The 17,479-nt window shown below is 32.4% G+C and carries 18 protein-coding genes; 6 read left to right on the plus strand and 12 right to left on the minus strand.

The genetic code is table 11. The features are described from left to right. Window positions 1-245: 245 nt before the first annotated feature. On the plus strand, window positions 246-1,028 hold the full coding sequence (gene proB / locus QVZ41_RS08210) for a glutamate 5-kinase (protein ID WP_073120701.1): 783 nt from the start codon (window positions 246-248) through the stop codon (window positions 1,026-1,028). A 7-nt stretch (window positions 1,029-1,035) separates the two neighbouring features. Here proB and murB read toward each other — a convergent pair whose 3' ends face one another. Beyond that, window positions 1,036-2,037: a UDP-N-acetylmuramate dehydrogenase gene (gene murB / locus QVZ41_RS08215; protein ID WP_302884078.1), complete on the minus strand. Its 1,002-nt coding sequence runs from the start codon at window positions 2,035-2,037 to the stop codon at window positions 1,036-1,038. 202 nt (window positions 2,038-2,239) lie between these two features. Between murB and QVZ41_RS08220 the strand changes: the two genes are divergently transcribed. Further along, window positions 2,240-4,132, plus strand: a complete 1,893-nt coding sequence (locus QVZ41_RS08220; protein ID WP_302884079.1) for a rhamnogalacturonan lyase — start codon at window positions 2,240-2,242, stop codon at window positions 4,130-4,132. A 75-nt stretch (window positions 4,133-4,207) separates the two neighbouring features. Here the strand turns inward: QVZ41_RS08220 and QVZ41_RS08225 are convergent, their stop codons facing one another. The 4 genes from QVZ41_RS08225 to QVZ41_RS08240 form a co-directional block, all read right to left on the minus strand. Continuing rightward, window positions 4,208-4,807 (minus strand): YitT family protein, encoded by a 600-nt coding sequence (locus QVZ41_RS08225; protein WP_302884080.1) that lies wholly within the window; start codon window positions 4,805-4,807, stop codon window positions 4,208-4,210. Beyond that, on the minus strand, window positions 4,747-5,103 hold the full coding sequence (locus QVZ41_RS08230) for a YitT family protein (protein ID WP_302884081.1): 357 nt from the start codon (window positions 5,101-5,103) through the stop codon (window positions 4,747-4,749). The genes QVZ41_RS08225 and QVZ41_RS08230 overlap by 61 nt, the downstream gene beginning before the upstream one ends. A 90-nt stretch (window positions 5,104-5,193) precedes the next feature. Next, window positions 5,194-5,991, minus strand: coding sequence for a pyrroline-5-carboxylate reductase (gene proC, locus QVZ41_RS08235; protein ID WP_302884082.1), 798 nt, complete (start codon window positions 5,989-5,991; stop codon window positions 5,194-5,196). Window positions 5,992-6,015: 24 nt separating this feature from the next. Further along, window positions 6,016-7,209 carry a pyridoxal phosphate-dependent aminotransferase gene (locus QVZ41_RS08240; protein WP_302884083.1) on the minus strand — a complete coding sequence of 398 codons (1,194 nt, stop codon included), beginning with the start codon at window positions 7,207-7,209 and terminating at the stop codon, window positions 6,016-6,018. 166 nt (window positions 7,210-7,375) lie between these two features. Between QVZ41_RS08240 and QVZ41_RS08245 the strand changes: the two genes are divergently transcribed. Continuing rightward, a complete protein-coding gene (locus tag QVZ41_RS08245) occupies window positions 7,376-7,633 on the plus strand; it encodes a hypothetical protein (RefSeq protein WP_302884084.1) in 258 nt (85 codons plus the stop codon). A gap of 63 nt (window positions 7,634-7,696) precedes the next feature. On the opposite strand, the gene QVZ41_RS08250 is transcribed toward QVZ41_RS08245, so the two are convergent. Then, window positions 7,697-8,098, minus strand: a complete 402-nt coding sequence (locus tag QVZ41_RS08250; RefSeq protein ID WP_302884085.1) for a DUF1573 domain-containing protein — start codon at window positions 8,096-8,098, stop codon at window positions 7,697-7,699. Window positions 8,099-8,221: 123 nt separating this feature from the next. Between QVZ41_RS08250 and QVZ41_RS08255 the strand changes: the two genes are divergently transcribed. Together QVZ41_RS08255 and QVZ41_RS08260 are read left to right on the plus strand one after the other, a co-directional pair. Next, entirely contained in the window at window positions 8,222-10,855 is a 2,634-nt protein-coding gene (locus tag QVZ41_RS08255) for a valine--tRNA ligase (protein ID WP_302884086.1), read from the plus strand. Window positions 10,856-11,003: 148 nt separating this feature from the next. Beyond that, window positions 11,004-12,449 carry a DUF3360 family protein gene (locus QVZ41_RS08260; RefSeq protein WP_302884087.1) on the plus strand — a complete coding sequence of 482 codons (1,446 nt, stop codon included), beginning with the start codon at window positions 11,004-11,006 and terminating at the stop codon, window positions 12,447-12,449. Window positions 12,450-12,507: 58 nt separating this feature from the next. Here the strand turns inward: QVZ41_RS08260 and QVZ41_RS08265 are convergent, their stop codons facing one another. Both QVZ41_RS08265 and QVZ41_RS08270 read right to left on the minus strand, forming a co-directional pair. Next, window positions 12,508-12,885, minus strand: coding sequence for a hypothetical protein (locus QVZ41_RS08265; protein WP_302884088.1), 378 nt, complete (start codon window positions 12,883-12,885; stop codon window positions 12,508-12,510). A gap of 5 nt (window positions 12,886-12,890) precedes the next feature. Next, window positions 12,891-13,817, minus strand: coding sequence for an aldo/keto reductase (locus QVZ41_RS08270; protein ID WP_302884089.1), 927 nt, complete (start codon window positions 13,815-13,817; stop codon window positions 12,891-12,893). A gap of 196 nt (window positions 13,818-14,013) precedes the next feature. On the opposite strand from QVZ41_RS08270, the gene QVZ41_RS08275 reads away from it, so the two are divergent. Beyond that, a complete protein-coding gene (locus QVZ41_RS08275) occupies window positions 14,014-14,613 on the plus strand; it encodes a nitroreductase family protein (RefSeq protein WP_302884090.1) in 600 nt (199 codons plus the stop codon). Window positions 14,614-14,656: 43 nt separating this feature from the next. On the opposite strand, the gene QVZ41_RS08280 is transcribed toward QVZ41_RS08275, so the two are convergent. Genes QVZ41_RS08280 through msrB form a run of 4 tightly spaced genes read right to left on the minus strand, consistent with a single transcriptional unit; the run spans window position 14,657 to window position 17,461 of the window. Beyond that, window positions 14,657-16,198: a protein adenylyltransferase SelO gene (locus QVZ41_RS08280; RefSeq protein WP_302884091.1), complete on the minus strand. Its 1,542-nt coding sequence runs from the start codon at window positions 16,196-16,198 to the stop codon at window positions 14,657-14,659. A 10-nt stretch (window positions 16,199-16,208) separates the two neighbouring features. Then, window positions 16,209-16,478 (minus strand): GNAT family N-acetyltransferase, encoded by a 270-nt coding sequence (locus QVZ41_RS08285; protein ID WP_302884092.1) that lies wholly within the window; start codon window positions 16,476-16,478, stop codon window positions 16,209-16,211. Window positions 16,479-16,481: 3 nt separating this feature from the next. Then, a complete protein-coding gene (gene msrA, locus QVZ41_RS08290; protein WP_302884093.1) occupies window positions 16,482-17,021 on the minus strand; it encodes a peptide-methionine (S)-S-oxide reductase MsrA in 540 nt (179 codons plus the stop codon). Continuing rightward, window positions 17,021-17,461, minus strand: coding sequence for a peptide-methionine (R)-S-oxide reductase MsrB (gene msrB, locus QVZ41_RS08295; protein ID WP_302884094.1), 441 nt, complete (start codon window positions 17,459-17,461; stop codon window positions 17,021-17,023). Before msrB ends, msrA begins: the two co-directional genes overlap by 1 nt. Between the last annotated feature and the right edge of the window lie 18 nt (window positions 17,462-17,479).

Consider the following 17,479-nt stretch of genomic DNA (forward strand, 5'->3'; position numbering starts at 1 on the left):
CTTGAAAAATATCGATAAAATCGGTTTTTATAGAGTAAATATGCTTTTATATCAATAAAATTTAAAAAAGATATGAAAGTTAAAGTTGTTGTGTTTTATATTTTGAAAATGAGTATATTAGTGTTGTTTTTTGTAGCTTTAAAAAGACTGATTTATAATTGATCAGTGTTAATTTTTTGTTACATCTCCCGTCTATACGGATGAGTTTTTGTAAATTTGTGTAAATTTTAACAAAAAAATATTTTATGTACGATCAATTAATAGTTGTAAAAGTAGGAACCAATGTAATGAAAAACAAGAACAATAGAATTGTTCGCCCAGTGCTTCAAAATTTGGTGTCTCAAATTGCTGATTTATATGAACGTAATATTATGACCATTTTGGTTTCTTCTGGATCTGCTATTGCTGGTAAAGAAGTTTTGGGACCTTCAATAATTAAAGACCCATCTATTAGAAGACAAGTTTATTCATCTATAGGACAACCTAGAATGATGCGTTTGTATTATAATATTTTTCATGATTTTGGAATTAATTGTGCGCAAGTCCTACCAACCAAAAGAGACTTTCAACCAGGAGTTCACCGTGATAATATGGTAAACTGTTACAAAGGTTTGTTAGAAGAAGGCGTAATTCCTGTAGCAAATGAAGATGATACAGTATCACTAACATCAACCATGTTTACAGATAATGATGAAATGGCAAGTTTAATTGCTGAATTGGTAGAAGCTGATAAACTAATTATTTTAACAGATATTGATGGAGTTTATACTGGAAATCCAAGTGATGAAGGAACAGAACTAATTGAAGAAGTTACTTCTACCGAAAATTTAGATAAATACATTCAGCCTAATAAAAAAGGGGAAGGTGAAGGTAGAGGAGGAATGAGATCAAAAATTAGTGTGGCTCAAAAATCTGCAAAAAATAACATTCCTACTTATATTGTAAACGGTAAAACAGAAAACATCATTTTAGATATCATCAATGATGAATATGTAGGAACAAGAATTTCTAACGATTTAGAAAAGTAATATTACTTTAAAAAACATTGACTTCAATTTCCAGAGGAATTTCAAATTCAGTTTTGATTTTTCTCTGGATTTTTTTTGCGATTTCAAAAATTTCTTTACCCGTTGCGTTTCCATAGTTTACCAAAACCAAAGCTTGTTTACTATGCACTCCAGCTTCGCCAAAACGTTTTCCTTTAAATCCTGCTTTTTCAATTAACCAACCTGCTGGTACTTTTACTTGCGTTTCAGAAATAGGATAGGATGGGATTTCAGAAAATTTTTCTTTAAGTTTTTGAAATAGTGTAACATCAATTACAGGGTTTTTAAAAAAACTACCACTGTTTCCAATTTCTTTAGGATTGGGTAATTTACTGTTTCTAATGGCAATTACTGCGTTACTAATGTCTTTTAAACTAGGCTTGTTAATGTTTTTTAACTCCTCTTGAATGGCTCCATAAGAGGTGTTTGTTTGATGATTTTTGGTGGTAAGTTTAAAAGTAACGTTAATAATAATATATTGATCTTTCAGCTCGTTTTTAAAAACAGAATTTCGGTATCCAAACTCACAATCAGCATTGGTAAAAGTCTTAATTTTTAACGTTTTTTTATTCAGAGCTTCTAGAGAAACAATTGTGTCTTTTACTTCAAAACCATAAGCCCCGATATTTTGAATAGGACAAGTTCCTACGTTTCCAGGAATTAAGGATAAGTTTTCTAAACCTCCAAAATCTTGCTCTATACACCACAAAACAAATTCATGCCAATTTTCTCCCGCAGCTGCAGTTACTTCAACCGTATTTTCATTCTCATTGTTCACAATTACGCCACTAAGATCTATATGAACTACAGTTTTATCAATGTCTTTGGTAAGTAACATATTACTACCTCCGCCCAATAAAAAAACAGATTCATTTTCTTGTAAAACATCTTTTAATTGCTGTAACGTTTTAACAGAAATAAATTTTTTAGCTTTTACATCAATACCAAAAGTATTGTGGTTTTTAAGAGAGAAATTTGTGTGATATTGCATAAGGTAAAGATGCTAAAATTTTCATAATTTTTAGGAAAAATCTAGAGAAGAATGAGTTGTTTGTTTGGCTAAAAAAGATAAAGACCTGTAAATAAAGTTTTCATTACAAGATAGAGCAGGATACTTTTTTGGATGTTAAAATTTATATTTGAGAATTGCCCATGTCTTATTTTAGACAGATTTATTTTAATCTATAAAATTTATGAATTATCATTCCTCTATTCTTCATTTCAAATCTATTTTTCTAAAGTTTTCTATCTTATTTTTATTAGCGACAACTGTTTTTTCTCAAAAACAAATGGAAGATTTAGATAGAGGAGCAGTAGCTGTTCGAACGAATAATGAGGAAGTTTTAATTAGTTGGCGAATTTTAGGAACCGAATTTGAAAATACAACTTATAACGTTTACAGAGACAGTACGCTTTTAAATAAAGAACCTATCACGGGAGCAAGTAATTTTGTTGATAAAACTTCAGAAAATCATCACTATTGTATTGCAGCTATTGTTGATGGTAAAGAATTAAAAAAATCAAAATCCGTAGAAGTTTGGAATGATATTTATAAAAAAATTCCAATCACTGCTCCAGAAGGTGGTGTTTCACCCGATGGTAGGGCTTATAAATATACAGCAAATGATATCTCAGTAGCTGATTTAGATGGTGATGGAGTTTATGATTTTGTTTTAAAATGGACACCGACCAATGCCCATGATAATTCTCATAGAGGTTACACAGGAAAAACTTATCTACAAGGTTTAAAAATGGATGGAACTGTTTTTTGGACCATAGATTTGGGAATCAATATTCGTTCAGGAGCACATTATACACAATTTATGGTGTATGATTTAGATGGTGATGGTAAAGCAGAAGTTGCTTGTAAAACAGCTGATGGAACGATAGATGGAACAGGAAAAGTATTAGGAGATGCTTCTGCTGATTATAGAAATAGAGTAGGGTATGTGTTAGAAGGACCAGAATATTTAAGTCTTTTTAACGGAGAAACAGGAGCTTTTATCACTACTCAAGATTATATTCCTCAAAGAGGAAATGTAGAAAGCTGGGGGGATGCTTATGGGAACAGGGTAGATAGATTTTTGGCTTGTGTAGCTTATTTAGATGGACATAGACCTAGTTTGGTTTTTTGTAGAGGATATTATACACGAACTGTTATTGCTGCCTATGATTATAGAGATGGTCAATTAACAAACCGCTGGGTTTTTGATTCTAATGATAAAGGAAATAAACATTATGCTGGACAAGGTGCACATAGTGTTACAGTAGGAGATGTTGATGGTGATGGAAAAGACGAAATTCAATATGGTTCTTGTGCTATTGATGATGATGGAATAGGGTTATACACCACGCGTTTAGGTCATGGTGATGCTATTCATTTAGGAGATTTTGATCCTGCAAGAGAGGGGTTAGAATATTTTATGGTTCATGAAGAAGCTAATAATCCTAGAGTACCACAAGTAGATTATAGGGATCCTAAAACAGGAAATATTTTTTGGAGTACTCCTGGTCGAGGGGATATTGGTAGGGGAGTGATTGCAGATATTGATCCTAATCATTTAGGGGCAGAGATGTGGTCGTCAAACGGAAAAGGAATTTTTAATATCAAAGGAGAAGTAATTTCTGAAATTTATCCAAGAACACATAGAGGTGCTAGTTGGAACATGTTTGGTTGGTGGGATGGAGATTTGTTAAGAGAAATGGTTGATAAAACTGTCATTGCTAAATGGGATGCTTCAACACAAACTACAGATATTCTATTGGAAGCTTTTCGATATGATGGTATGGCTTTAAGAAGTAATAACGGAACAAAATCTAATCCATGTATTATTGCAGATATTTTAGGGGATTGGAGAGAAGAAGTTATTTGGAGAACAGATGACAACACTTCTTTGGTGCTTTTTACAACTCCATATAGTACCAAAGAAAGAATATTTACTTTAATGCATGATCCCTTGTATAGAACAAGTATTGCGTGGCAAAATGTAGCGTATAATCAACCAGCACATACGGGTTTTTATTTAGGAGTAGGAATGAAAATTCCTAAATCGCCAAAAATTTATTTAGCCAAAAAAGTCAAGTGATTTAAACTAATTTTACAAAGAAATCCCCATATATTCAAATACATGGGGATTTCTTCTTGATAAAGATTTTAATTGTTAATGTAAAGGTCTTCTTTTTACAATTCCACCTTTTAAATCTTTGATACTATTCATTACAATAAATGCTTTGGAATCTATCTTTTCAATTTCATTGTTTAATCTACTTAGCTCAAGTCTTGTGATCACGGTGTAAAGAATATCAATTTTATTAATTACTCCATTTTTATCATATCCTCCTTGACCATTGTAAATAGTGACTCCTCTACCTAATTTGTCGGTAATCATTTTTTTGATTTCGGTGTTTTTAGCAGAAATGATAGTGACACCTATATATTCCTCAATACCTTCAATAATAAAATCTAAGGTTTTAGAAGCAGATATATATGTAATCATAGAGTACAATGCTATTTCAATAGATAATAAATAAGCAGCAATTGAAAAGATTAATACGTTTATTAAGATGATGATATCACCAATGGTTGTCCCAATTTTTTTGCTTAAATAAATCGCTAGAATTTCAGTTCCATCTATCACTGCTCCACCACGAATGGATAACCCAATTCCAGCTCCTAAGAAAAATCCACCAAAAACAGCTACTAATAAATCATCATTGGTGACATTAGGAAAAGGAACAGTAGCAACACAAAAGCAACACAAAGAGCCAATCGGGCAATGGCCAGTGCTGTTTTAATAGCAAATTGTTTTCCCATTATTTTATAACCCATAAAAATAAAAGGGAGATTCACAACAATAATTAAAACGTAAAGAGGGATTCCTGAAACTGCTGAAATCAACAGGGAGATTCCTGTAGCTCCACCATCAATAAAATCATTGGTTAAAAGAAATCCTTTAAACCCAAAAGAAGCAGAAAAAATTCCAATAATAATTAAAAGGCCATCTTTTAAAGAATTTACAAAATATGTATTTTTTTGATCAGTTAAGTAAGTATTCATACAGGGATAATAAATATGTTTGGTTGTGTTTAAAAATACAAAACCCTTTGCTGATGCAAAGGGTTTGAAATATAATTATGTAACTATTTTTTATTTATCAGCAGCCAATTCTTTAGCTCTGTTTACGCAGGCAATAGTACCTTCTTTAATTAAATTGTGTACATTATTGTCATCAAAATTGTTTAAGGCAGCACGAGTAGTACCTCCTTTAGAAGCCACACGGTTCATCCATTCTTCTAAAGAAATATCATTTTGTTTGTATAATTCTACTGCTCCTTCAAAAGTTTGAGCGGTTAAGGTTTTAGCTTCTTCTCTAGAGAATCCAAAATCTTCTGCAGCTTCAGCCATAGCATTCATGAAGTAAAAAATGTAAGCAGATCCACTACCTGAAATTCCTGTAGTATTGTCAATCATATCCTCTGTTTCCACTTCAAACGCTTTTCCGGTAGATTTTAAAATAGTTCCTACCAAGTCTAAATTTTCTTTAGCTACTTCTTTAGAACCTACATAAGTAGTCATTCCTAATTGAATAGAAGCTGGTAAATTAGGCATACATCTAATTACTTTGTCAATTCCCAATCCTTGTTGAATGGTTTCAATCGTCATTCCTGCCATGACAGAAACAAATAATTGATTTTTGTTTACAATAGATTTGATGTCAGCAAAAACCAACGGAGCAATTTGTGGTTTTACTGCTAAGAAAATAATATCAGCATCTTTTAAAGCATCATAACTAGTTGCTGCTTTCATCTTATTCATTCCATTGATTTCTGCAACTCTGTCATCAGACTTGTCAATAATTTCAATGTTTGCAATTTTTGCATTGTAAATTCCTTCTGCGTAGGTGAAACCCATGTTTCCACCACCAATAACAACTATTTTCTTCATAAAATTGTGTTTTAGGTTTTAAGATTATTGTGCGTTGTATTTCTCAATAGCGTCTTTAAGAATGGCAACGGCACGAATTAATTTTTCTTTTTTTAGCACGTAAGCAATTCTTACTTGGCTAAGCGCAATGTTTGGAGTGGAATAAAAACCACTTCCCGGAGCAACCATTACTGTTTGTCCGTTGTTGCTATAACTTTCTAGCAACCATTTTGCAAATTTATCGGCATTGTCTACGGGTAAATCTGCCAAACAATAAAAAGCACCATTAGGTTTTACCACCTGAACACCTTCTATTTTTAGCAATTCTTCTACCAAAATATTTCTACGTTCTATGTATTCATTACGAACTTCATCAAAATAACTTTGAGGTGTTTCTAAAGCAGCCTCAGCAGCAATTTGTGCAATGGTAGGAGGACACAATCTTGATTGTGCCATTTTCATCACAGTACTAATCAATTCTGGATTACGAGACACTACACAACCTACTCTTGCTCCACACATACTGTATCGTTTAGAAGTAGAATCAATCATAATGGCATTCATGTCCATTCCTTTTTCTTCCATGATAGAATAGTGCCCTTCATCAGTATACACAAACTCACGATACACTTCATCTGCAATTAAGAACAAATTATACTTAACAACCAATTTTTTTAATTGTTTAATTTCTTCTTTAGAATATAAAGTTCCTGTTGGATTTCCTGGATTACAAATTAAAATAGCACGAGTTCTAGGTGTAATTAAGGCCTCAAACTCATCTACTTTTGGTAAAGCAAAACCATTATCTATGTTAGTGTTAATAGGCACCACGTGTACCCCAGCAGCAATAGAAAAACTAGTGTAGTTAGCGTAAAATGGTTCTGGAATAATAATTTCATCCTGAGGGTCTGTAATACTCGCAATGGTAAAATACAAAGCCTCTGAACCTCCTGTAGTCACTAATATTTGATCGTTTTTAAGATTGATATTGTGTTTCTTGTAATAATCAACCAACTTGTTTCTGTATTGTTCAGAACCATTTGAGGTAGAATATTCTAAAACTTCCATATCAATATTTCTAACGGCATCCAAAGCAACTTTAGGCGTTTTGATATCAGGTTGACCAATATTTAAGTGAAATATTTCAATACCACGTTTCTTGGCGGCTTCTGCATAAGGAACCAATTTACGAATTGGAGACTCTGGAATAGCACGACCTTTGTTAGAAACTCTAAGCATTATTTATTGTTTTTTTATTGATTTTTGGGCTACAAAAGTACAAATTTCTTAATTCCTTACAGCATAGAACATAGGTTATTCTAGAGTTAACAAGTCAATCAATAATAGATATTTGTAGGTTTTTGATGATATAATCGACTATAAAAGAAATTTGAACAATTTAGATATGCAAAATTCCTCAAAATATTCTTCCATCCTTTTAATGGAAGCGGGTAGTAAACCTGAAAATGAAATTAAATTTTTTGATCATTTGGGAAATAGAAAAACCATCAAAGATTTAATTGTAAGAATAAAAAAAGTTGATAAAGCTGAAATGGTAGTTCTTAAAAGTGGTTTAGAAATTCCTATTGAAAGAATTCACAGTGTAGATTTAGAAATTTCTCCCTATTATTCAGATGATTTTTTTAAATGTGACTGTGTTTAAATTTACGTCATAAAAAAAGCCACTTTAATCAAGTGGCTTTTTTTATGGGTAATACTAAAAATCTTAGTCTTTCAATACTTCTCCTTTAATTCTAACTACTTTTGGTTGTTCAGTAGCGTTAGAAACAATAGTTACTGTTTTTGTAAATCTACCTACACGATCGGTAGCATATTTTACTTTAATTTCTCCAGATTTTCCTGGCATAATAGGCTCTTCTGGTTTTGTTGGAACAGTACATCCACAACTTCCTTTAACACTTTCTATAATTAATGGAGCGCTTCCAACATTTTTAAATTTAAAGTAACGAACTCCATCGGCGTTGTGTGCAATTGTTCCGTAATCAATAACTTCAGTTTCAAATTTAATAATTGGTTTTAAGGTATTGTCTGTTTTAGCAGTTGCTTGTTGTGCAAAAGACAACATTGGAGCTAAGGCCATACAGATAATAAAAGCTAATTTCTTCATGTCTATATAAATTTTAAGTAAAATTAAATTTTATATTCAAACTTTCAATAACTATACCGTTATTTTTTTTAGTAGTGCAGATATTTGTATTTTTGGCCACCTGTTATTTAACAAAAATAAAGAATGAGTATTCCGAATACATACAATGCTACTGCGGTAGAAGAAAAATGGTACGACTACTGGATGAAAAATAATTATTTTCATTCAACACCTAATGATAAAGAACCTTATACAATTGTAATTCCACCACCAAACGTTACTGGTGTTTTACATATGGGACATATGCTTAACAATACCATTCAAGATGTATTGATTCGTAGAGCTCGTTTAAGAGGTTACAATGCTTGTTGGGTGCCTGGAACCGATCATGCTTCTATTGCTACTGAAGCCAAAGTGGTTGCCAAATTAAAATCTGAAGGTATTAACAAGGAAGATTTAACTCGTGATGAGTTTTTAAAGCACGCTTGGGAGTGGACAGATAAGCATGGTGGAATTATTTTAGACCAACTTAAAAAATTGGGTGCTTCTTGCGACTGGGAACGTACTAAATTTACCATGGATGCAGATTTGAGTGAGTCCGTAACCAAAGTTTTTGTTGATTTATACAAAAAAGGAGATATCTACAGAGGATATCGAATGGTAAACTGGGATCCTGAAGCAAAAACAACTTTGTCTGATGAAGAAGTTATTTTTGAAGAAAAGCATGGGAACTTTTATCACATCAATTATAAAATTGAAGGAACTGATGAAGTAGTAACCATTGCGACTACTCGTCCAGAAACATTATTAGGAGATACTGCTATTTGTATCAATCCAAAAGATGAAAGATATGCTCATTTAAAAGGAAAAAATGCCATTGTACCTATTGCCAACAGAGTAATTCCTATTATAGAAGATGAATATGTTGATATTGAATTTGGAACAGGTTGTTTAAAAATCACGCCAGCTCATGATCAAAATGATAAAGTTTTAGGGGAGAAACACAATCTAGATGTCATAGATATTTTAAATGACGATGCTACCTTAAATGATAATGGATTACATTACAAAGGAAAGGATCGTTTTGTGGTTCGTAAAGAAATCACCAAAGAATTAGAAGAAATTGGAGCTTTGGTAAAAGTAGAACAACATTTACATAAAGTAGGAACCTCAGAAAGAACCAAAGCGGTAATTGAACCTAAAATTTCTGCTCAGTGGTTTTTACGTATGGAAGATATCGTTAAGCCTGCTTTGGATGCGGTTTTAAAAGATGAAGAAATCAAATTATATCCAAAGCGTTATAACAATACATATCGTCATTGGTTAGAAAATATCCGTGATTGGAATATTTCTAGACAATTATGGTGGGGACATCAAATTCCTGCTTTTTTCTACGGAGAAGGAGTAGAGGATTTTGTAGTAGCAACTTCTATTGAAGAAGCTTTACCATTGGCCATAGAAAAAACAGGAAATAATTCACTGTCAGTGTCTGATTTAAAACAAGATGAAGATGCCTTAGATACTTGGTTCTCTTCTTGGTTATGGCCAATTTCTGTATTCAATGGTATTAATGAGCCGGAGAATGAAGAAATCAACTACTATTATCCAACCAACGATTTGGTTACTGGTCCAGATATTATTTTCTTCTGGGTGGCTAGAATGGTGTTTGCAGGATATGAATTTAGAAATGACAAGCCTTTTAGTAACGTATATTTTACAGGAATTGTACGTGATAAGCAAAGACGTAAAATGTCTAAATCTTTAGGGAATTCTCCAGATCCTATAGAGCTAATGAAACAATATGGTGCCGATGGAGTTCGTGTAGGATTGTTATTGTCGGCTGCAGCTGGTAACGATTTAATGTTTGATGAAGATTTATGTGCACAAGGACGTAATTTTGCGAACAAAATTTGGAATGCTTTTAAGTTGATAAAAGGATGGGAAGTTTCAGAAACAGAAGCACAACCTGAAGCCTCTAAAATAGCTATTGATTGGTACAAAGCGAAGTTCCAAAAAACATTGGCAGAAATTGATGCTAATTTTGAAGTATATCGTTTGAGTGACTCTTTAATGAGTATTTACAAATTGATTTGGGAAGATTTCTGTGCTTGGTTCTTAGAAATGGTAAAACCTGCTTTTGGAACTCCTATGGATGCTGTTACGTTTAAAGAAATTATAGGTTTGTTAGAGGATAATTTAAAGATTTTACATCCTTTTATGCCTCACTTAACAGAAGAGGTATGGCAGTTAATTTCTGATAGAACTCCAGAAGAAGCTATAATTATTGCAGAATATCCTAAAGCAACTTCATATAATGAAGAAATCATTGCTAATTTTGAAATGGCTTCAGAAGTAATTTCAGGAATTAGAACCATAAGAAAAGATAAAAACATCTCATTCAAAGAAACCATTGATTTATTAGTACTGAACAACGACAATACATCAAAAGATTTTGATGCTGTAATTGTTAAAATGGGGAATGTAGCAACATTATCTTATGTAGATGCTGCAGTTGATGGAGCATTGAGTTTCCGTGTAAAATCTAACGAATATTTTGTGCCAATGGCAGGAGCTATTGATGTAGAGGCAGAAGTAGCGAAGTTAAATGAGGAATTAAAATACACAGAAGGTTTCTTAAAATCTGTTCAAAAGAAGTTGTCTAACGAACGTTTTGTAAGCAATGCACCAGAACAGGTAATTGCAAGTGAACGTAAGAAAGAGGCAGATGCCTTGGCAAAAATAGAAACGATAAAAGCAAGTTTGTCATCACTAGTATAAGGACAAAATAAATAAGTTTAAAAATCCCATCATTTTATGATGGGATTTTTTTTTGATAACTTTTTAACAAAACAGGATTGTGCAGTGTGGATTGTTAATATAAAATATATATTTTTAGGTTTTTACTAATTAAACTTGACTTTTAATAATGGATCATAAAACCTATAAGGAAAAAAGGAAAAAATCATCAGAATTTAAAAATAGAAAAGAATACTTAGAACATGAATTGTCTATTCTAAATTTTAGGAAATGGAGAGTTAATTTACCTTTTAGGGATTATTCTATAGAAATAGAAGATGTTGCTCCAGGACTTGCAGCAACTATAGGAAAAGTAGTAATGGTAACAGCTGTGGTTGCAGCTTTTGCTGCTCAGTTTGGTTTGTCTCCAGAATTTATTGCAGAAAATGTACGATACGAATTGTTAATTGCTGGAGGAATTTTTGTGATTATTTTCTCTGCTATTTTAAATCCCAATGCAAATTTATCAGGAACCCATGGCCCCATGCTTCCATTAATTCCAATTATCGCGGCAGCAGGTGGGCATCCTTTAGCGCTTGGAATATTAATAGGTGTTTTTGGAATCATCTTAAGCGTTACTAAAGGAGGGTCTAAATTGATGAATTTGACAGGAATTGGTGTACGTGGTGGTTTGTTAATTTATTTAGGTGCTATGGGGTTACTTAGTCAAATAGATAAGTTAGAAGGTTGGGCATCCTCATCGGGACAAAGCACTATATCATTTGTAATTATTGGAATGACTATATTGATTTATGCGTATTTGGCTAGAGTAGGTAAACGATGGATTGCGATTCCTCTATGTTCTACTTTAGCAGGGTTAGTAGCTTATTTTATGGGAGCTCATTTTGAATTTTCAACAGCACCAGGTTTACCACATATGAATCCTATGTGGTGGTGGGGAGAAAATACAGGTTGGCAAATGGGATGGCCTACAATAGAAAATTATATTGCAGTAATTCCTTTCGCTATTTTAGCAGTGGCAATGTGGTCTCCAGACTTTTTAGGACACAGAGTTTTTCAAGAAATTAATTATCCAAAAGGATCAGAAAAAGCATTGATGGATGTAGATGACACCATGTCTATAGCTTCTGTAAGACAAGTAATTGGTTCATTTTTAGGAGGAGGAAATATTACATCCTCTTGGGGAACTTATATGATTCCTGCAGCCATTGCAAAAAGACCTATTCCAGGTGGAGCTGTATTAACTGCTCTTTTTTGTGTATTAGCATCTGTTTTTGGTTATCCGATGGATTTAGCCATGTGGCAACCTGTTTTAAGAGTGGCATTAATTGTTGGTGTATTTTTACCTTTATTAGAAGCGGGAATGCAAATGGTAAAAAAGGAAAAAGATTCTGTAAGTGCAGGGACTTGTATTTTTGCCTGTGCTTTTGTAAATCCGGTGTTTGGATGGGCTTTAACCATGTTGTTAGATAACATGGGATTGATTGGTGATAGAGAAAGAGCGAAAGGGATGTCTTGGAAAGAAAAATTAGTTATTCCAGGAGTGATGTTCGTTGTTTGTGTGGTTTCTTTAGCCTTGGCTGGACAGTTACCGGGGATTCCTAGATTATTATAAAGAAATATTAGACTAAAACCTACACCCTATAAGTGTAGGTTTTTTTATGAAGATATATTTACCAGGTACCTTCTGGTGCAAACAATAAGTTGATGTTATTATCTAAATCATATAAATATTGGTGATTCTTTTTTTCTTGAGTACAATAAGGTTCTAATAGTTTAACGATGTTTTGATATCCATCTTTTGTTAATGCACAAAAAAAAGTTTCATTGTCTTTGGTGAAGATTCCTTCATCTGAATCTAAAAGTCCTAAGATTAGGTTGCAGTTACGTGTTTTTATGAAATTTAGTTTCTCTAAGTTTAATTTAAGATTGTTATTGATCACTTCTAAAATTAAATCTCTGAATAAAATGGCTTCTACTTGGTTAAAATTATAAAGTCTAACCACATGCTCATCAAATTCGTTTACATTTTCTATATAATCTAATTCCATTAATTTTAATTCCAGTTTAAACCCTTTCGTTCGTTCCAATAAGTATCGGAGTTCATTTTTAGGCTTTGTAATTTTTGTAGTTCTTCTTGTGTTAATTTAAAATCTAATGCTTTTAAATTCGCTTTTAATTGTTTTTTAGAAAAAGCTCCACTAAGAACAATAGAGGGGGTTAGGCTATCAATAATAAAACGCAAAGCAACAGCATCAATACCAATATTATATTTATCAGAAAGCCTACCTAATAAAGGGGGAGTGTTATTAAAAATTCTACCATTGGCAACCCCTTCTTTAATTATAATCTTTTTTTCTTGTTTGATGAGTTCAACCAAAGTGTGATAAGTACTCTGCTCATAAATATTATAAGTTACCTGAAATACATCAAACAAATATTGTTGTCCTATTTTTATTTGCACTGCCTCTTTTAAAACATCATTTTGCTGAGTTCCACTAGTGGTTAGGCCAATCAATAGTCCTGTATTTTTTTTAATTTCAGCTAGTTTTTTTAAGACCTTGTCGTTTTCTAATACACCACTTTCAATAGTAGCAGAATGTATTTGATATACTTTTAAATTGGGCAATAATTTTTTAGAAGTCTCCCATTGTTCTATTAGTTTTTCTATGCTGTGTTCCTTTACTTCATGGTCTCCTTTGTAACCTAATTGCCAATTGGCAACATAAGTATATCCCCATTTGGTCGCCAAAATAGTATCTGTATAATTTTGAGACGTTTGCCACTCTTGTAAAAACTGTTCTCCTTTACCGTAAGAAGGAGCGGTGTCAAAATATCTAATGCCTAATTGATAGGCCGTTTCTAGCATTTCTTTGCCATTTTTTCTAAAGGCTTCTTGGCTTTTGTCAATATTTTTATCTTCTCTAATATTGATGTATTCCGGTCTCCCCAAGGCAGCCAATCCTAATCCAATTTTTGTCATTTTTTTATTGCGATTTTTTTGTTAAATCTATCATTATATAAAGATTTAACAATTTTCAATATAGCATAATTTGTAATTTCTATATGTTTATTTAGGTGTGATTTTTTAAATTTTAATAGATAAAATGGATTACTGATGATTTATTGCATAGGATGAAAACTATACTTAGTTTTGGTCTAAAATAAAAAGTAGCAATATGAGTTTTATCAAGGCGATGCAACAACGATATACCACAAAAGTGTATGATGCATCAAAAAAACTACCGATAGAAAAAATTGAAGAATTGAAAGAGATTTTAAGAATGAGTCCTTCTTCCATTAATAGTCAGCCATGGAAATTTACTTTTGTAAGTGATGCACAAATCAAGCAAAAACTTGCGGAAGTTTCTTTAACAAATCATCAAAAAGTAACCGATTGCGACACGTTAATTGTTTTTAGTAAAATTGATAATATTGAATTGTTTGAAAAGCAAATCAATGAAAACTTAACAGAAAGAGCTGTTAGTTATTATACCAATTTTGTGAAATCTAAAGGAGAAGTAAATATTAGAAATTGGTTTGATAAGCAAGTATATTTGTCTTTAGGGGTGTTTTTAAGTGCTTGTGCAAATATGGAGATTGATTCTACACCTATGGAAGGAATTGATACAGAAAAGTTTGATGAAATTTTAGGGTTTACAGATTATAAAACAGTAGTAGCTGTTACTATAGGAGGAAGAGATGCTGAAGATTTTAATCAGTTAGAGAAAAAGCCAAAAAGCAGAAAACCTTTAGAGGAAGTTATTTCTAGTATTTAAATTAAAAATCGGTTTGATAAATAATCAAACCGATTTTGTATTTTTAAGAACTACAACTTAACATAGAACAACCTACTTTTGATTTTGCCCAATCGGGTCTTTTGGCAAACCATTTTTGATATTTGGGTTGTTCTTCATATGGATTTTGAACTAAGTCATACAGTTCGTTTATAAGATTGTAATCCCCTTTTTCAGCAGCTTCTATCGCAAGCTGAGACATATAGTTTCGTAATACATATTTAGGATTAACTGCATTCATTTTTTTAATTCTTTCATTTTTAGAAATCTCCTCGCTTTCTAATCTTGTATGATATTGGTCAAACCAAGCTTGCCATTCTGTTAAAACTTCTCCTGTTAATTGTTCAGGAATGTAAAAAGCTTCTATACAATCTTCAATATTATTAGCGGTGGCTAGCAATCTAAAGAAAATTGTCATGTCTGTTTCTATCAACTTTAAATTGGTTTCTAGTGACTGTATTAAAATATAATCTTGTTTGTTTATAGTTTGGATTCCAATTTTAGCACACATCATGGCTAAGTTTTGCTCTTCAAATTGAGTTTTGTAGCTGTTTAAAGCTTTTTCTAACGGAGCAGCATCTTCTGTTAAAGTGTAAAAAGTATTGGCTAGTTGATACAAGTTCCACAATCCAATATTAGGTTGTTGTCCATATCTGTATCTTCTATTTTGTCTATCTGTTGTATTAGGAGTCCAATCAGGATCGTAATTGTCTAACCAGCCATAAGGTCCGTAATCTATAGTTAAACCTAAAACAGACATATTATCAGTATTCATCACTCCGTGAACAAAACCAACACGTTGCCAGTGCACAATCATTTTTAAAGTAGCATTGACTATTTCTTGAAAAAGTTTAGCATAATCATCTTTATTATTTTCTTCTAAATGAGGAAAATGATGACGAATGGTGTAATTCATTAAAGCTGCTAAAGTGGTTTTATCGTTTCTAGAAGCAAATATTTGAAAATTTCCAAAACGAATAAAACTTTCGGCTATTCTACAAACAATGGCTCCAGGTTCATAAGCAGGGTTTCCGTTGTATAAAACATCTCTTAAAACTTCATCACCAGAAAGCGCTAAAGATAATGATCTTGTGGTAGGAACTCCCAAATGATACATGGCCTCTGCACATAAATATTCACGAATAGAAGAACGCAACACAGCCAAACCATCAGCAGTTCTAGAATAAGGAGTTTTACCCGCTCCTTTTAATTGTAAGGTATAAGATTTATCAGTTTTTACCTGAAATAAATTAATGGCCCTACCATCACCTAATTGTCCTGCCCAATTTCCAAATTGATGTCCACCATAACACATAGCATAAGGTTCAGTGTTTGTGTAGATACTATTTCCTGTAATTAAATTTTCAAATTCTTTACTAGTGATGTCGTCCTTAGAAAAGCCTAAATCATTCGCAACATCTTTGTTTACGTGTAACAGTTTTGGTGCTTTTGTCGTAATGGGAGTTGCCAATGAATAACAAGCATTTTCTACCTGACGAGTATAATTCTCAGGATTGCTATCTGCAGGTAATTCACTAGTAAAAGTATTTTGGATGTTTAATTTCATGTACTTGTTTTTAGGAAATAATGTTTTTCCATTTGTTGCTTCTTTCAGCAATGAGTTTTACATAACTACAAACGGCAACAGCTTTATAACCTTCTTTGGTTAATTGTTCAAAAGTTTTTTCTACCAATATTTTTCCAATAACCTGACCTCTTAAACTATTTGGGACTTCGGAATAAGTAAGATACATGACCTTGTTTTTAAGGCTGTATTCTACTTTTGCAATTTCTCCATCAATATTTAGCACAAATCTGTTTTTGTCTTTCTGATGTTCAATTTCCATTGTTTAAAAATCTTTTAGTTTGTCAGCATGCAGCTTTCTTAACTTGTTTAGTTTTGGTCCTACCACCATGGCACAATATCCTTCATTAGGGTTTTGTTTGTAATAGTTTTGATGATAATCTTCAGCATCAAAATAATTGATGAGAGGACTAATTTCTGTCACAATAGAATCTTCAAAATATTGCTGAACGTCTTTTGTTACTTTTTGGGCAATGATTTTTTGTTCCTCATTATGATAAAAGATGACAGAACGATACTGAGTTCCAACATCGGCTCCTTGTCTGTTTAAAGTCGTAGGATTATGAGCGGTAAAAAATAGATATAAGATATCTTCATAAGAAATGATATCAGCATCAAATTCAACCCTAACCACTTCTGCATGTCCAGTTAAACCTGAACAAACTTCTTTGTATGTAGGAGTTCCAGGAACTGACCCGCCACTATAGCCTGAAATTGCTTTGATAACTCCTTTCACTTCGTTAAAAAAAGATTCTACACACCAAAAACATCCTGCTCCTAAGGTTGCTTGTTCTATGTTTGCCATTATTTTTTGATTAAAGATTCAGAATTTACACAATAACGTAATCCACTTGGTTCTGGACCATCAGGAAAAACATGTCCTAAATGACTATCACAATTGTTACATTGTATTTCAACTCTATCTCTTCCTCCAGATAAGTCTTTTAAATATTTAATAGCATTGATTTTTACAGGTTGTGTAAAACTTGGCCACCCTGTACCTGAATCAAATTTAATGGTAGAGTCAAATAACTCATTACCGCAACAAACACAGTTATAAATTCCAGCATCATAACTAGTACAAAAAGCACCAGTATGTGGGATTTCTGTACCAGACATACGAGTGATTTTAAATTGATCTGGAGTTAATTCTTTTTTCCATTCTTCGTCTGTTTTTTCTACTCTTTTTTCAGGAGATGGATTTCCGTTTACAGTAAAATTGACAATATCTTTCCAAGTAAGCATAAGGTTTTTAATTTTTAA

The organism is Wenyingzhuangia gilva (genome assembly GCF_030519655.1).
GTDB lineage: Bacteria > Bacteroidota > Bacteroidia > Flavobacteriales > Flavobacteriaceae > Wenyingzhuangia > Wenyingzhuangia gilva.

What these genes read in the sequence shown, in the direction of transcription:
- proB (WP_073120701.1), top strand. Translation starts at nt 246, where the DNA reads ATGTACGATCAATTAATAGTTGTAAAAGTAGGAACCAATGTAATGAAA.
- murB (WP_302884078.1), bottom strand. Translation starts at nt 2,037, where the DNA reads ATGCAATATCACACAAATTTCTCTCTTAAAAACCACAATACTTTTGGT.
- QVZ41_RS08220 (WP_302884079.1), top strand. Translation starts at nt 2,240, where the DNA reads ATGAATTATCATTCCTCTATTCTTCATTTCAAATCTATTTTTCTAAAG.
- QVZ41_RS08230 (WP_302884081.1), bottom strand. Translation starts at nt 5,103, where the DNA reads ATGAATACTTACTTAACTGATCAAAAAAATACATATTTTGTAAATTCT.
- proC (WP_302884082.1), bottom strand. Translation starts at nt 5,991, where the DNA reads ATGAAGAAAATAGTTGTTATTGGTGGTGGAAACATGGGTTTCACCTAC.
- QVZ41_RS08240 (WP_302884083.1), bottom strand. Translation starts at nt 7,209, where the DNA reads ATGCTTAGAGTTTCTAACAAAGGTCGTGCTATTCCAGAGTCTCCAATT.
- QVZ41_RS08245 (WP_302884084.1), top strand. Translation starts at nt 7,376, where the DNA reads ATGCAAAATTCCTCAAAATATTCTTCCATCCTTTTAATGGAAGCGGGT.
- QVZ41_RS08250 (WP_302884085.1), bottom strand. Translation starts at nt 8,098, where the DNA reads ATGAAGAAATTAGCTTTTATTATCTGTATGGCCTTAGCTCCAATGTTG.
- QVZ41_RS08255 (WP_302884086.1), top strand. Translation starts at nt 8,222, where the DNA reads ATGAGTATTCCGAATACATACAATGCTACTGCGGTAGAAGAAAAATGG.
- QVZ41_RS08260 (WP_302884087.1), top strand. Translation starts at nt 11,004, where the DNA reads ATGGATCATAAAACCTATAAGGAAAAAAGGAAAAAATCATCAGAATTT.
- QVZ41_RS08265 (WP_302884088.1), bottom strand. Translation starts at nt 12,885, where the DNA reads ATGGAATTAGATTATATAGAAAATGTAAACGAATTTGATGAGCATGTG.
- QVZ41_RS08270 (WP_302884089.1), bottom strand. Translation starts at nt 13,817, where the DNA reads ATGACAAAAATTGGATTAGGATTGGCTGCCTTGGGGAGACCGGAATAC.
- QVZ41_RS08275 (WP_302884090.1), top strand. Translation starts at nt 14,014, where the DNA reads ATGAGTTTTATCAAGGCGATGCAACAACGATATACCACAAAAGTGTAT.
- QVZ41_RS08280 (WP_302884091.1), bottom strand. Translation starts at nt 16,198, where the DNA reads ATGAAATTAAACATCCAAAATACTTTTACTAGTGAATTACCTGCAGAT.
- QVZ41_RS08285 (WP_302884092.1), bottom strand. Translation starts at nt 16,478, where the DNA reads ATGGAAATTGAACATCAGAAAGACAAAAACAGATTTGTGCTAAATATT.
- msrA (WP_302884093.1), bottom strand. Translation starts at nt 17,021, where the DNA reads ATGGCAAACATAGAACAAGCAACCTTAGGAGCAGGATGTTTTTGGTGT.
- msrB (WP_302884094.1), bottom strand. Translation starts at nt 17,461, where the DNA reads ATGCTTACTTGGAAAGATATTGTCAATTTTACTGTAAACGGAAATCCA.